15 protein-coding genes are annotated in these 12,881 nt (G+C 71.7%); 10 read left to right on the top strand and 5 right to left on the bottom strand.

Features of this window, described 5'->3' with window-relative positions; genetic code table 11:
* Positions 1 to 70 precede the first annotated feature (70 nt).
* On the bottom strand, positions 71 to 772 hold the full coding sequence (locus ACFWI4_RS01475) for a pyridoxamine 5'-phosphate oxidase family protein (protein ID WP_387189567.1): 702 nt from the start codon (positions 770 to 772) through the stop codon (positions 71 to 73).
* Between the two features lie 23 nt (positions 773 to 795).
* Between ACFWI4_RS01475 and ACFWI4_RS01470 the strand changes: the two genes are divergently transcribed.
* A complete protein-coding gene (locus ACFWI4_RS01470; protein ID WP_387189563.1) occupies positions 796 to 2,127 on the top strand; it encodes an aminotransferase class I/II-fold pyridoxal phosphate-dependent enzyme in 1,332 nt (443 codons plus the stop codon).
* 37 nt (positions 2,128 to 2,164) lie between these two features.
* Here the strand turns inward: ACFWI4_RS01470 and ACFWI4_RS01465 are convergent, their stop codons facing one another.
* The gene (locus ACFWI4_RS01465; protein ID WP_385396213.1) at positions 2,165 to 3,100 is read right to left on the bottom strand and encodes a DMT family transporter; all 936 of its coding nucleotides are present in this window, start codon (positions 3,098 to 3,100) and stop codon (positions 2,165 to 2,167) included.
* A gap of 75 nt (positions 3,101 to 3,175) precedes the next feature.
* Between ACFWI4_RS01465 and ACFWI4_RS01460 the strand changes: the two genes are divergently transcribed.
* Positions 3,176 to 4,078 carry a LysR family transcriptional regulator gene (locus ACFWI4_RS01460; RefSeq protein ID WP_387189558.1) on the top strand — a complete coding sequence of 301 codons (903 nt, stop codon included), beginning with the start codon at positions 3,176 to 3,178 and terminating at the stop codon, positions 4,076 to 4,078.
* A 22-nt stretch (positions 4,079 to 4,100) separates the two neighbouring features.
* On the opposite strand, the gene ACFWI4_RS01455 is transcribed toward ACFWI4_RS01460, so the two are convergent.
* On the bottom strand, positions 4,101 to 4,568 hold the full coding sequence (locus ACFWI4_RS01455; RefSeq protein ID WP_385396209.1) for a pyridoxamine 5'-phosphate oxidase family protein: 468 nt from the start codon (positions 4,566 to 4,568) through the stop codon (positions 4,101 to 4,103).
* Positions 4,569 to 4,766: 198 nt separating this feature from the next.
* Here ACFWI4_RS01455 and ACFWI4_RS01450 point away from each other — a divergent pair, with 198 nt between their 5' ends.
* The gene (locus ACFWI4_RS01450; RefSeq protein ID WP_387189555.1) at positions 4,767 to 5,405 is read left to right on the top strand and encodes a cysteine hydrolase; all 639 of its coding nucleotides are present in this window, start codon (positions 4,767 to 4,769) and stop codon (positions 5,403 to 5,405) included.
* Positions 5,406 to 5,417: 12 nt separating this feature from the next.
* Here ACFWI4_RS01450 and ACFWI4_RS01445 read toward each other — a convergent pair whose 3' ends face one another.
* Positions 5,418 to 5,867 carry a Rieske (2Fe-2S) protein gene (locus tag ACFWI4_RS01445; protein ID WP_387189553.1) on the bottom strand — a complete coding sequence of 150 codons (450 nt, stop codon included), beginning with the start codon at positions 5,865 to 5,867 and terminating at the stop codon, positions 5,418 to 5,420.
* A gap of 223 nt (positions 5,868 to 6,090) precedes the next feature.
* Here ACFWI4_RS01445 and ACFWI4_RS01440 point away from each other — a divergent pair, with 223 nt between their 5' ends.
* The 7 genes from ACFWI4_RS01440 to ACFWI4_RS01410 all read left to right on the top strand — a co-directional run bounded on the left by ACFWI4_RS01440 (position 6,091) and on the right by ACFWI4_RS01410 (position 12,319).
* A complete protein-coding gene (locus ACFWI4_RS01440; protein ID WP_387189551.1) occupies positions 6,091 to 6,855 on the top strand; it encodes a HipA family kinase in 765 nt (254 codons plus the stop codon).
* The gene (locus ACFWI4_RS01435; RefSeq protein ID WP_387189549.1) at positions 6,852 to 7,235 is read left to right on the top strand and encodes a DUF3037 domain-containing protein; all 384 of its coding nucleotides are present in this window, start codon (positions 6,852 to 6,854) and stop codon (positions 7,233 to 7,235) included. The genes ACFWI4_RS01440 and ACFWI4_RS01435 overlap by 4 nt, the downstream gene beginning before the upstream one ends.
* Positions 7,236 to 7,436: 201 nt before the next feature.
* On the top strand, positions 7,437 to 8,198 hold the full coding sequence (fabG, locus tag ACFWI4_RS01430) for a 3-oxoacyl-ACP reductase FabG (protein WP_385396199.1): 762 nt from the start codon (positions 7,437 to 7,439) through the stop codon (positions 8,196 to 8,198).
* Positions 8,199 to 8,215: 17 nt separating this feature from the next.
* Positions 8,216 to 8,977, top strand: a complete 762-nt coding sequence (locus tag ACFWI4_RS01425; RefSeq protein ID WP_365495146.1) for an SDR family oxidoreductase — start codon at positions 8,216 to 8,218, stop codon at positions 8,975 to 8,977.
* A gap of 262 nt (positions 8,978 to 9,239) precedes the next feature.
* Positions 9,240 to 10,820, top strand: a complete 1,581-nt coding sequence (locus ACFWI4_RS01420; RefSeq protein WP_387189546.1) for an ABC transporter substrate-binding protein — start codon at positions 9,240 to 9,242, stop codon at positions 10,818 to 10,820.
* A 135-nt stretch (positions 10,821 to 10,955) separates the two neighbouring features.
* Positions 10,956 to 11,639 carry a uracil-DNA glycosylase gene (locus ACFWI4_RS01415; RefSeq protein WP_387189544.1) on the top strand — a complete coding sequence of 228 codons (684 nt, stop codon included), beginning with the start codon at positions 10,956 to 10,958 and terminating at the stop codon, positions 11,637 to 11,639.
* Positions 11,640 to 11,761: 122 nt separating this feature from the next.
* Positions 11,762 to 12,319 (top strand): hypothetical protein, encoded by a 558-nt coding sequence (locus tag ACFWI4_RS01410; RefSeq protein WP_387189542.1) that lies wholly within the window; start codon positions 11,762 to 11,764, stop codon positions 12,317 to 12,319.
* A gap of 15 nt (positions 12,320 to 12,334) precedes the next feature.
* Here the strand turns inward: ACFWI4_RS01410 and ACFWI4_RS01405 are convergent, their stop codons facing one another.
* Entirely contained in the window at positions 12,335 to 12,796 is a 462-nt protein-coding gene (locus ACFWI4_RS01405; RefSeq protein WP_387189540.1) for a hypothetical protein, read from the bottom strand.
* Between the last annotated feature and the right edge of the window lie 85 nt (positions 12,797 to 12,881).

The raw sequence follows: 12,881 nt of genomic DNA, 5'->3' as shown, positions 1-12,881 counted from the left end.
CACCCGGGTCCCAGGGAACCGGGTGCGCGGGGGCCGTCGCCCCGGCACGCCCTGTGAGCGGCGCCGTCGCTCACAGGGCCTTGAGGTAGCCGGGCAGGTCGATGCCGGGCGCCAGGTCGTCCGCCGGTACGGGCGTCCCGTGTCCCTTGGTGAGCGGGACCACTCCGGTCCAGTGGGGGAGCGAGAGGTCCTCGGGCTCGTCGTTGGGGCCGCCGCCGCGCAGCTTGGCGGAGACCTCGTCGAGATCCAGGCTGATCACGGCCGTGGCGGCGAGTTCCTTGGCGTTGGCCGGGCGGGAGTCCGCCGAGCGGCCGGGGACGACGTGGTCGACCAGCGCGTCCAGCGCCAGGCGCCTCTCCTCGGGGTCCGTGACCTGGTGGGCGATGCCGTGCACCACCACGGAGCGGTAGTTGATCGAGTGGTGGAAGGCCGAGCGGGCCAGCACCAGTCCGTCGACGTGGGTCACCGTCAGACAGACGGCGAGCCCGGGGTCGGCCTGGCCAGACATCCGCAGCGGGCGGGAGCCCGTCGATCCGTGCACGTAGAGCCGCTCGCCGACCCGTGCGTACAGCGTGGGCAGCACGACCGGTGAGCTGTCCCGGACGAATCCGAGATGGCAGACGTACCCCTCGTCGAGTATCGCGTGCACCAGTTCCCGGTCGTACGCGGCGCGTTCCTTGGAGCGGGTGGGGACAGTGCGGTCGGTCGGGGTGTAGGCGGCGGACCCCGTCGTCCTCTGCTGGGTGCTCGTCTCCGACATTGCCATCTCCATTGCACTAGTGCATAATCTCGTTTGTGCTAGGAGAGTATCGGATCGAAGGGCGTCGCGCAGCCGACATCGCGGCCGATGTCGAGCGTGCGGTCGGGGCCGGAGAACTGGAGCCGGGTCAACTGCTGCCGCCCATGCGGGAGTTGGCGGAGCGGCTCGGGGTCAACGCGAACACGGTCGCGGCCGCGTACCGCACCCTGCGCGAGCGGGGGGTGATCGAGACCGCCGGCCGCCGGGGCAGCCGGGTGCGCCCGAAGCCGGCCACCACGGGGCGTGAACTCCTGCGCGTCGAGGCACCCGAGGGCGTGCGGGACCTGGGCGAGGGCAATCCCGATCCCGCCCTGCTGCCGCCGCTCGCCGAGGCCTTCGCGGCCGCGACCCGGCAGTCGGACCGGCATCCCGTGCAGTACGGGCAGGACGCCGTGGAGCCGGAGCTGGAGCGCCTGGCGCGCGCCGCGTTCGACGCCGACGAGGTGCCCGAGGGGCCCGTGGTGGTCACGTCCGGGTCGCTGGACGCGATCGAGCGCGTCCTGATGGCCCACCTCAGGCCCGGCGACACGGTGGCCGTCGAGGACCCCGGCTGGGGCAGCGTCTTCGACCTCCTCCCGGCACTGGGGCTGCGCACGGCCGGGGTCGCCGTCGACGACGAGGGGCCGCTTCCCGAGGACGTACGACGGGCGCTGGAGTCCGGGGCACGGGCCCTGATCGTCACCGACCGCGCGCAGAACCCCACCGGCGCCGCGGTCACCGCCGCCCGCGCGCGTGCCCTGCGCTCGGTGCTCCGCGCGTACCCGCGGACCCTGCTCGTCGAGGACGACCACGGCCACCGGATCGTCGACCTGCCCCTGCATCCGCTGGCCGGCGTCACGCACAGCTGGGCGTTCGTGCGTTCCGTCGCCAAGGCCTACGGGCCCGACCTCCGGCTCGCCGTGCTCACCGGGGACCCGGTCACCATCGACCGGGTGCGCGGGCGCCAGCGGGTCGGCCCCGGCTGGGTGAGCCGGCTGCTCCAGAAGGCCGTGGTGCACCTGTGGACCTCGGGGGCGGTGGACGCGAAGGCGGTCGCGGCCGCGTACGGGGCACGCCGCGACCAGCTGATCGACGCGCTCCGGGCGCGCGGTGTCGAGGCGCGCGGACGCAGCGGGATGAACGTCTGGATCCCCGTCCCGGACGAGACCGGGGCCGTGTCCCGGCTGCTGCACAGCGGCTGGGCGGTCGCCCCCGGCGCCCGCTTCAGGCTGAACTCGCCCCCCGGCATCCGGATCACCGTCTCGACGCTTCGGCCCGAGGACACCGAGAGGCTGGCGGACGCCGTCGCCTCCGCCGTGGGCCGGGCCCCGGCCCGCCGCCACGACTGAGCCGTGAGGGCGGGCCGATCGCCGGTGGCGGAGGGACTCAGCGGCGGGGCTTCGCCTGGGTGAGGGCCGCGCCCGCGAGCACGATCACCGCGCCGACCGGCGTCGACCAGGTCAGCGACTCGCCGAGGATCGCGACACCGGCGGTCGTGGCGATGACCGGGATGAAGTACGTGACCATCTGCGCCGTCGTCGGGCCGACCTCGGCGACGATGCCGTACTGGACGAGCATGGCCAGCCCCGTGCCGAGCGCGCCCAGCGCCGCGATCGCGAGCAGCGGCACCCAGGCCACATGGCTCGGGAGCGTCGTGAACAGCGGGGTCACGAACGCCAGCTGGAGGGTGGCCAGGAGGAGCTGGGCGCCGGTCATCGACAGATGCGAGTGGCCCGTGCCCGCCAGGGTCCTGCGGACGTAGATCCAGCCCACCGGATAGCTCAGCGACGCCAGCAGGGCCATCGCCGTGCCCGTGGCGTCCAGGCCGTGGAAGCCCTGCCAGACGCCGAGCACCGTCAGGACGCCCAGGAAGCCGATGCCGAGACCGGCGACCCTGCGTCTGGTCGGCCGGTCCTCGGAGAGGGCGACCAGGGACAGGGCCATGCCCCACAGCGGGGAGGTGGCGTTGCAGATGCCCGCGAGCGTGGAGGGGATGGTCAGCTCGGAGTAGGCGAACAGGGAGAACGGCAGCGCGTTCAGCAGGAAGGCCGCGACCGCGAGATGCCCCCACGTCCGCGCCCCGCGCGGCAGCCGCTCCCGCTTCACCGCCATCGCCGCCACGAGCACCGCGCTTCCGAACAGCAGCCGGCCGAAGGTGACCTGGAACGGCGCGAAGCCCTCCGTGCCGACCTTGATGAACAGGAAGCTGAATCCCCAGATCAGCGCCAGGACACCGAAGCGGATCCGCCAGTCGAGGGCGGTGCGGCGGTGGGGTTCGACGCCGGGCGGGGTGACGGCGCGGGAGGAGGCGACGGTGCTCATGGGCACAAGAATGCGGCAGAACGATCTCGTAGCACAAGCGAGAATATTCACGCGATATCTCGTAGCATTGCTTACATGTTGAATCTGGAGCGCCTGCGCACGCTCGACGCCCTCGCCCGGCACGGCTCGGTGAGCGGCGCGGCCGAGGGACTGCACGTGACCACCTCCGCCGTCTCCCAGCAGATGTCGAAGCTGGAGCGCGAGGTGGGACAGCAACTGCTCGCCAAGAACGGCCGCGGCGTGCGTCTGACCGACGCCGGGCGGCTGCTCGCCGAGCACGCGGCCCGCATCCTGTCCCAGGTCGAACTCGCGCAGTCCGACCTGGAGGCGCAGCGCGGCCGGGTCGCCGGTGAGCTGAGGCTGTCCGCGTTCCCGACCGCGGCGCGCGGGCTGTTCCCGGCGGCGCTCGCGCAGCTGCGCGCCGAACACCCCGGGCTGCGGGTGCGCTCCAGCGAGCTGGAACCGGAGGCCGGGGTCGCGGGGGTGGTGCGCGGGGACCTGGACCTCGCCGTCGTGCTCGACTGGTACAACAAGCCGATGCCGCTGCCCGACGGACTGGTCAAGGCCTCGATCCTCGACGACCCGGCCGATGTGGCGCTGCCGGCCGGTCATCGGCTCGCGGGCCGGAGCGAGGTGGACCTCGGGGACTTCGCCGACGACGAGTGGATCACCTGGGGCGAGGGCGAGTTCTGTCACGAATGGCTGATGTTCACGCTGCGCTCCCAGGGCGTCGAACCCCGCGTCGGGCACCGCGCCGGGGAGACCCACACCCAGCTCGGACTCGTCGCCGCGGGACTCGGCGTGTGCGTGGCCCCGCTCCTCGGACGCCACCCGATGCCCGAGGGAGTCGTCACGGTGCCGGTCAGACAGCGGGTGCGCCGCCATGTCTACGTCGTGTGGCGGGCCGACGCCGACCGCCGACCCTCCATCAGAGCGGCGGTGGACGCCTTGCGCAGGGCCGGTGCGGCCGTGGAGTAGCGGCGGCCGGGCGCCGCCCGGGCTACAGCGGAGGGAGCTTGCGGAAGTCCCACGAGGCGATCGCGTCGGGGGTCAGCCGCATCCACGCGTGCCGGCCGTCGTGCGGCATCTCCTCCAGGCCGAAGTTCTTGCGAGCGAACAGGGTCTCGGGGACGTCGAGTTCGGCGCACAGTTCCCCGGTGCGCGGGAACTCGCCGACGAACTCCACGGTGCCGGACAGCTCGACGCCCCGCAGCTCCCCGTACTCCTCGCCGGAGTCGATCACCACGGCGACCCGGGGGTCGTTCCGCAGCTGCACCCAGCGCTTGCTGCGCACCACCGAGTACAGCCACAGCGAGGTGCCGTCCCAGGTGAACCAGAGGGCGCTCACGTGCGGGACGCCGTCCTTGGACACGGAGGCGACACGGCAGGTGCGCTGGGTGGTGAGGAACTCGTCCAGTTCCCCCGGAGTCATCATGATCTTCCGGCCCCTGCGCTGGGTGACGGTCATACGGTCCCCTCTTGATCACTTGGATCGGCCATGTCCCGCCGATCTTCCCTAGGTGTACCGACTCTGTCCGTCGGGGCTTGCCCGTAAAGCTTTCTGACGTTCCGTCAGGAAATGATGCGGCGTCTTCCGCCTTCACGCAATGCTCGTTACGCTCCGCCGTCCCGACCCGCGATCCGACCCGCGACGTCAAGGAGAGCCATGCCGTCGTCCGAGCAACTCAGCGAACTCCTCGACCCCGTCGGCACGGTGCTGCTCACTGTGGAGTGCCAGGAAGGAGTCGTCGGACCGGACAGCGCGCTGCCCGAACTCGCCCAGGAGGTGCGGTCGTCCGGGGCGCTCACCCGGATCGGCCGGCTGGTGGCGGCCGCGCACGAGAGCGGGGTGCAGGTGATCCACGCGGTCGCCGAACGCCGCCCGGACGGCCGTGGCGCCAACCGCAACGCCCGGCTGTTCCGTGCGGCCGGGCGACTGCCCGTGCGCCAGCTGACCGGCACGGCGGCCGTGCGGGTCGCGCCGCCCGTCGAGGTCGCGGAGGAGGACTTCGTCGTACGACGGCTGCACGGGCTGTCGCCCATCTCGGGCACCGACGTCGACCCGCTGCTGCGCAACCTGGGCTGCCGCACCCTCGTCGTGACCGGGGTGTCGGCCAACATCGCGATTCCCAACGCCGTGTTCGACGCCGTGAACCGCGGCTACACCGTCGTCGTTCCGGCGGACGCCATCGCGGGGGTGCCCTCCGAGTACACCCCCGCCATGGTCCGCAACACGCTCGCGCTGGTCGCCACCGTCACGACCACCGACGACGTCCTGGCCTGCTTCGGGAAGCGGCGGCCCTGACGCGGGCGTGTGTCAGGTGAGCTTGATGGAGGTCCCGTCGACCTTGATGCCGGCCTCGGCCAGTCCGGTCGTCGCGGGCCCCTTCTTCACGCTGCCGTCGGTGGCGGAGAACTCGCTGCCGTGACAGGGGCAGGTGATGACCCCGTTCGCGATGCCCTTGACCGCACAGCCCTGGTGGGTGCACTTGGACGAGAAGGCCTTGAAGGTGCCCGCCGTCGGCTGGGTCACCACGACGCCCTGGTCGGCGAAGACCTTGCCGCCGCCCTCCGGGATGTCGCTGGTCTTGGCGAGCTCCGTGCCGCCCGCGTTCCCGGCGGCGCCGTTGTCGGAGCCGACGGAACTGGAGGCCTTGTCGTCCGCCCCGCACGCGGTCAGCGCGACGGCGAGTCCAGCCGCGCCGACCGCCGCCACGACGGTGCGCCGGGCAGGGGCCTGTGCGGAGTGAAGCGATTCGCTGGTCATGCTGGCTTTCCCTTCAGCGGACATGATCTGGATCTGCTCAGAGGTACGGTCCGCCGGGGCGGGCCGTTCAGGCAATGGCGACTTCTTGACCTGATCCACAGCGCGCCGACAGCCGGACGCCCGCGCTCGCCGTCCGCCCCGGCCCGGCAAAGCCGCGACTGCTCCGGCCGGCCCCACCGGGTCGCGCGTCCGCCGGCCGGCACCACCCCAGTAACCTGGGGCGATGCTCAAGGAAGTGAACGCCTCCCGCTACATCACGCCGTTGCGCGAGGGCGGCTCGCTGCCGGGACTCGTCGAGGGCGACGACCTCGGGACGTACGTCATGAAGTTCACCGGCGCCGGACAGGGGCGGAAGACGCTCGTCGCGGAGGTCGTCTGCGGTGAACTCGCCCGCCGGCTCGGCCTGCGGGTGCCCGGACTGGTGACGATCGGCCTCGACCCGGTCCTCGGGCTCGGCGAACCCGACCAGGAGGTCCAGGAACTGCTGAAGTCCAGCGGCGGCCCGAACCTCGGGATGGACTTCCTCCCGCGTGCCATCGGCTTCGACCCCCTCGCCTTCGAGGTGAGCCCCGAGGAGGCCGGCCGGATCGTCTGGTTCGACGCCCTCGTCAACAACGTCGACCGCTCCTGGCGCAACCCCAACCTCCTGATGTGGCACGGCGATCTGTGGCTCATCGACCACGGCGCCACGATGATCTGGCACCACCACTGGCCGGGCGCCGAGAGATCCGCCGCCAAGCCGTACGACATCTCCGACCACGCGCTCGCGCCCTTCGCGCCGGACATCGCCCCGGCCGCCGCCGAACTGGCCCCGCGGGTCACCGAGGAACTGCTCGCCGAGGTCACGGCCCAGATCCCCGAGGCCTGGCTGGCGGACGAACCGGGCTTCGAGACGGTCGACGAACTGCGCCGCGCCTACGCGCGGCCGCTGCTGGCACGCGCCGCCGTCATCCACGAGCGGATCACGGGCATCGAGGGGGACAGGTGAACGGGCGGGACGTCTTCGAGTACGCGCTGCTGCGGGTGGTGCCGCGGATCGAGCGCGGCGAGTGCTTCAACGCGGGCGTGCTGGTGTACTGCCGGGCCCACTCCTTCGTCGCGGCCCGCACCCATCTGGACGAGGGCAAGCTGCTCGCGCTCGACCCGGATGCCGACGTCGCGGGCGTACGGGCCGCGCTGCACGCCGTCGAGGGTGTCTGCGCCGGAGGGAAAGCCGCTGGTCAGGCCGCTCATGACGATGCCGGCCGGCGTTTTCGCTGGCTCATCGCGCCGCGTTCCACGGTGGTGCAGCCGGGCCCCGTGCACACGGGCCTGACCGCCGATCCCGAGGCCGAGACCGAGCGTCTGCTCCAGCTCCTGGTCAGGTAATGGATCACATGCGCGCGGTGCGCCGTTGACACCGGGTGCCAGGGCTTCTAGCGTCACGTCTGCTGAAGGTACTAAGCGGTCGCTCACCGGACGGGCGTACCGTGAGCCGCGGGTCCTGCGGGACCCCGAGGACTCCGCAAGGGTGTCGAGACAGCTTGGCCGGGCTTGGGCCGGCTTTTCCAAGGGCGAGGAGAACCAGCAATGTCCACCACTGAGCAGCGGGTCGCCGTAGTCACCGGTGCCGCGCGCGGCATCGGCGCCGCGACCGCCGTACGACTGGCCGCGGAGGGCCGCGCCGTCGCGGTGATCGACCTCGACGAGGCCGCGTGCAAGGACACCGTCGAGAAGATCACCGCCGCCGGCGGCAGGGCTCTCGCGGTCGGCTGCGACGTCTCCGACGAGGCCCAGGTGGAGGCCGCCGTCGCGCGGATCGCCGAGGAACTCGGCGCGCCGACCATCCTGGTCAACAACGCGGGCGTCCTGCGCGACAACCTGCTGTTCAAGATGAGCGCGTCCGACTGGGACACCGTCATGAACGTGCACCTGCGCGGCGCCTTCCTGATGGCGAAGGCCGTCCAGAAGTACATGGTGGAGGCCAAGTTCGGCCGCATCGTCAACCTGTCCTCCTCGTCGGCGCTCGGCAACCGCGGCCAGGCCAACTACTCCACCGCCAAGGCCGGTCTCCAGGGCCTCACCAAGACCCTGGCCATCGAGCTCGGCAAGTTCGGCGTGACCGCGAACGCCGTGGCGCCCGGCTTCATCGTCACCGACATGACCGCCGCCACCGCCGCCCGCGTCGGCATGGACTTCGACGACTTCCAGGCCGCGGCCGCCACCCAGATCCCCGTGCAGCGCGTCGGCAACCCGGACGACATCGCCAACTCCATCGCCTTCTTCACCGGCGACGCGGCCGGATTCGTCTCCGGCCAGGTGCTGTACGTCGCCGGCGGACCGCTCAACTAGACACAGGGGAAACGCACATGACCACGCTCCCCGAACTCTCGGGCAAGGTAGCGCTCATCACGGGCGCGAGCCGCGGCATCGGCTACGGCGTCGCGGAGGCCCTGATCGCCCGCGGCGACCGGGTCTGCATCACGGGCCGCAACGAGGACGCCCTCAAGGAGGCCGTCGAGACGCTCGGCGCCGACCGCGTCATCGCGGTGGCCGGCAAGGCCCACGACGAGGCCCACCAGGCCGTCGCCGTGGAGCGCACCATGGAGGCCTTCGGTCGCGTCGACTTCCTGGTCAACAACGCCGGTACGAACCCGGTGTTCGGCCCGATCGCCGAGCTGGACCTGAACGTGGCGCGCAAGGTCTTCGAGACCAACGTCGTCTCCGCGCTCGGCTTCGCCCAGCAGACCTGGAAGGCCTGGCAGGGCGAGAACGGCGGCGCGATCGTCAACATCGCCTCGGTGGCCGGCCTCGCGCCCTCGCCGTTCATCGGCGCGTACGGCATCAGCAAGGCCGCGATGATCAACCTGACCGTTCAGCTGGCGCACGAGTTCGCGCCCAAGGTCCGGGTCAACGCCATCGCGCCCGCCGTGGTGAAGACCAAGTTTGCTGCCGCACTCTACGAGGGCCGCGAGGCGGAGGCCGCGGCCGCCTACCCGCTCGGCCGGCTCGGTGTCCCCTCCGACATCGGCGGGGCGGCCGCGTTCCTCACCTCGCAGCAGTCGGACTGGGTCACCGGCCAGACGCTCGTCGTCGACGGCGGGATGTTCCTCAACGCCGGAGTCGAATAGCCGTAGAACGACCCGAGGACCGGTCGGACGCTCCCCGCGCGCGGGAGGTGTCCGGCCGGTCTTTTGTTGAAAGTTGACAAACACTCAATCCGCCCCGGGCGGCGCGGAGTTCGGCGCCCCAGGTGTCGACACGTTCACAGCATTCCGACAACGCGGTCACATACATGCTGATCAAGTGCCCTGCCGGGGAAACGCGGTTCCCCCGGCAGGGCGCTGCGATATCGTCGGCCGACCTTGGTACGGCGGATCGAGGAGCGTGTGCGTGTTCAACCGGAAGCGATACCTGCGACAGCTGGCGGCGATCACGTCCATAACCCTGGTGGCCGCGTGCGGGACGCTCACCAAGGGATCACCGGCCGAGGAGGGGCCGATCGTCGTGGGCACCACCAGCGCCCCCAGCACCCTGGACCCGGCGGGTTCCTGGGACGGATCGTGGGAGCTGTTCCGCAACATCTACCAGACGCTGCTGAGCTATCCGACCGGCTCGGTCGCCCCCCGGCCCGACGCCGCACAGAAGTGCGGGTTCACGGATGAAACCAACAGCGTCTACCGTTGCGTACTGCGCCCGGACATGACGTTCTCCGACGGCCACCCGCTCGACGCGTCGGCCGTCAAGTACTCCATCGACCGCATCAGGAAGATCGGTGTACGCGGCGGCCCCGCCGGTCTGCTCGGCAGCCTCGACCGGGTCCAGGCGGTGGGCGCGCGCGAGGTCGTCTTCCGCCTCAACAAGGCGGACGCCACGTTTCCCCTGGTCCTGGCCACGCCCGCGATGTCGATCGTCGACCCCGACGACTACCCCGCCGACGCCCTGCGCGAGGACGGCAAGGTCTTCGGCTCCGGGCCCTACCGGCTGGGCGCCTACACCCCGGACAAGAAGGCCGAACTCGTCGGGAACGACCGCTACGACGGCCTCGCCGAGCGCCGGAACAGCGCGGTGACGATCCGCTACTTCCAGGACTCGGCCCAGCTGGTCGGAGCCCTGAGGGCCAAGAAGATCGACGTCACCTACCGCGGCCTCGCCGCCTCGGACGTCGTCGCCCTCCAGGCCCAGGACGCCCGCAAGGACATCCAGCTCATCGACGGCACCGGCACCGAGATCAGCTATCTGGTGTTCAACCCCGAGGACCCGTGGGCCGGGAAGCCCGCCGTCCGGCACGCGATCGCCCAGATCGTCGACCGGCCCGCCATCGCGCACCGCGTGTACCGCGACACCGTCGACCCGCTGTACTCGATGGTCCCCGCCGGCCTCGCCGGGCACACCACCGGCTACTTCGACACCTACGGGGCCCCGAACCCGGACAGGGCCCGCAAGATCCTGCGCGACGCGGGCATCGACCGGCGCGTCCCGCTCACCCTCTGGTACACGACCGACCGCTACGGCTCCGAGACCGCTCCCGAGTTCCGTGAGCTCAAGCGCCAGCTCGACGGCTCCGGACTGTTCACTGTCACCCTCAGGAGCCGCCCCTGGAAGACGTACGAAGCGGGCTACCGCAACGGCGAGTACCCGGTGTTCGGCCGCGGCTGGTTCCCCGACTTCCCCGACGCCGAGAACTTCATCGCCCCGTTCGTCGGAGAGCGCAACGCCCTCGGCACGCCCTATCCCGCCCCGCGGATCACCGACGACCTGCTGCCGCGCTCACGTGCCGTGCGCGATCGAGGGGCGGTGGCCAAGGAGTTCGAGGAGGCCCAGCGGATCCTCGTCGACGACGCCCGGCTGCTGCCCCTGTGGCAGGGCAGGCAGTACGTCGCCGCCAACGGGGAGATCTCGGGCGGGGAGCGCACCCTGGACCCCTCGACGATCATGATGATGTGGGAACTGGAGCGCAAGACCAGCTGGTAGCGCCCACGGCCGCCGGGCGCCCGTGCGGGCACACCGTACCCGTCCCGCGGCCGGGACGCGGGCCCGGAACCGATTGTCAGTGGGCGACGGTAGGTTCTGTGGTGAGGAAGTCATCGCACATCGAAGGAAGTTGACGTGACCGATATCGCCATGCTGCCCGAGTCCTGGCGCGGCGTCCTGGGTGACGAACTGGAGCAGCCCTACTTCAAGGAACTCACCGAGTTCGTCGAGGAGGAGCGCGCGCGGGGTCCCGTCTACCCTCCCCGGGAGGAGGTCTTCGCCGCGCTCGACGCCACTCCGTACGAGCGGGTGAAGGTGCTCGTCCTCGGCCAGGACCCGTACCACGGCGAGGGCCAGGGCCACGGCCTGTGCTTCTCGGTCCGTCCCGGGGTCAAGACCCCGCCGTCGCTGCGGAACATCTACAAGGAGATGAAGGAGGAGCTGGGCACCCCGATCCCGGACAACGGCTATCTCATGCCGTGGGCCGAACAGGGCGTGCTGCTGCTCAACGCGGTGCTGACCGTCCGCGCCGGCGAGGCGAACTCGCACAAGGGCAAGGGCTGGGAGAAGTTCACCGACGCGGTCATCCGCGCGGTCGCCGACCGCCCCGACCCGGCCGTCTTCGTCCTGTGGGGCAACTACGCGCAGAAGAAGCTCCCGCTGATCGACGAGGAGCGGCACGTGGTGGTGAAGGGCGCCCACCCGTCACCGCTGTCCGCCAAGAAGTTCTTCGGCTCGCACCCGTTCACGCAGATCAACGCGGCCGTGGCCGCCCAGGGCCATGAGCCGATCGACTGGCGCGTCCCCGACCTCGGCTGACGGCACGGCCGCTGGGCAGGTCCGTCACCGGCCTGGCCCAGCGGCGTACGGGGGCGCCTGAGCGTGATTGCCACCGGCTCCGGTTAGCGTCGTCAGCGACAGTGACGAGCCTGGAGGACGCGGTGGCGGAGCAACAGGAGCAGGCGGCGCCGGACGCCATGATGACCCGGATCGGACAGGCCGTCATGCTGCACCACGCCGGTGACCGCGAGGAGGCCCGGGGCCGCTTCCTGAACCTGTGGGGAGAGATCGGCGACGGCGGCGACGCACTGCACCGCTGCACCCTCGCGCACTACATGGCCGACACCCAGGACGACCCCGCCGACGAGCTCGCCTGGGACCTGAGGGCCCTGTCCGCGGCCGAGGAACTGACCGACGGCCGGGTCACCGAGCCCCACCGCACGCTCGCCGTGCGCGCGTTCTACCCCTCGCTGCATCTGAACCTCGCCGCCGACTACGCGAAACTCGGCCGCTCCGAGGCCGCCCGCACCCATCTGCGCCGGGCCCGCGGCGCGGCCGGCGCCCTCGCGGACGACCGGTACGGCGACGGCGTCCGCGCGGCGATCGGCCGTCTGGAGCTGAGGCTCAGCGACGACGTCACCCCGGCGGACACCGGCGGCTCCGACCGCTTCGAGGGACCGGGGGGCGAGACGCTGGGGCCGCCGAGACAGCGGCCCTGAGCACCGCCGCGCCCGTCAGCGCCCGTACGTCCTCGCGCACAGGACCGCCTCGGGGCTGTTCGCCTTCCAGCCCCCGTACTTCCTGCCGAGCGCGCACAGGTCCGGATGCTTCGGCACGGACGGGGCGCCCGGCGGTACGGCGGTGCGGCGCCGGTGGTGCCGCGGCTCGGGGCGCGGGGCCGGACGGGCCTCGCGCGCAGGGGCCGGAGGTGCCACCGCGCGCGGCGGGGGAGTCGCCCGGTGCCGGGCCGGCGGGTCCGGTGAGGGTTTTCGCGAGGCGCCGACCCGCTCCAGCGCCTCCCGCGGCGGTGCCTGCTCGATCCGGGGTCCCCCCTTGCTGTCCGGATGCGGCACGGTGTGCCCCGAGGGGGCGGTGGGAGAGCCGGGGGCGGGCGGCCGCTGGACGGTCACACAGCCGGAGAGGGCGGTGACTGCCACGGCGACCAGAAGCGTTGCGGTCGTCGTCGTTCGGTACACCCGCGCAACTCTGCTGGTTCGGGGCCGCGTCCAGGGAGCCGAGAAGCACAGGATGCCCCGCACGGGTGATCCTTCCGCTCCTCCG

Source organism: Streptomyces sp. NPDC127038 (genome assembly GCF_042725875.1).
In the GTDB taxonomy this organism is placed as follows: Bacteria; Actinomycetota; Actinomycetes; order Streptomycetales; family Streptomycetaceae; genus Streptomyces.
Note: the sequence above shows the minus strand (reverse complement) of the source record. Positions and strands in the feature narration are given on the sequence as shown.

Excerpts from the sequence above, each read along its gene's own strand:
- ACFWI4_RS01445 (WP_387189553.1), bottom strand. The coding sequence starts at position 5,867 with ATGACCAGCGAATCGCTTCACTCCGCACAGGCCCCTGCCCGGCGCACC.
- ACFWI4_RS01475 (WP_387189567.1), bottom strand. The coding sequence starts at position 772 with ATGGAGATGGCAATGTCGGAGACGAGCACCCAGCAGAGGACGACGGGG.
- fabG (WP_385396199.1), top strand. The coding sequence starts at position 7,437 with ATGTCCACCACTGAGCAGCGGGTCGCCGTAGTCACCGGTGCCGCGCGC.
- ACFWI4_RS01460 (WP_387189558.1), top strand. The coding sequence starts at position 3,176 with ATGTTGAATCTGGAGCGCCTGCGCACGCTCGACGCCCTCGCCCGGCAC.
- ACFWI4_RS01455 (WP_385396209.1), bottom strand. The coding sequence starts at position 4,568 with ATGACCGTCACCCAGCGCAGGGGCCGGAAGATCATGATGACTCCGGGG.
- ACFWI4_RS01425 (WP_365495146.1), top strand. The coding sequence starts at position 8,216 with ATGACCACGCTCCCCGAACTCTCGGGCAAGGTAGCGCTCATCACGGGC.
- ACFWI4_RS01450 (WP_387189555.1), top strand. The coding sequence starts at position 4,767 with ATGCCGTCGTCCGAGCAACTCAGCGAACTCCTCGACCCCGTCGGCACG.
- ACFWI4_RS01465 (WP_385396213.1), bottom strand. The coding sequence starts at position 3,100 with ATGAGCACCGTCGCCTCCTCCCGCGCCGTCACCCCGCCCGGCGTCGAA.
- ACFWI4_RS01440 (WP_387189551.1), top strand. The coding sequence starts at position 6,091 with ATGCTCAAGGAAGTGAACGCCTCCCGCTACATCACGCCGTTGCGCGAG.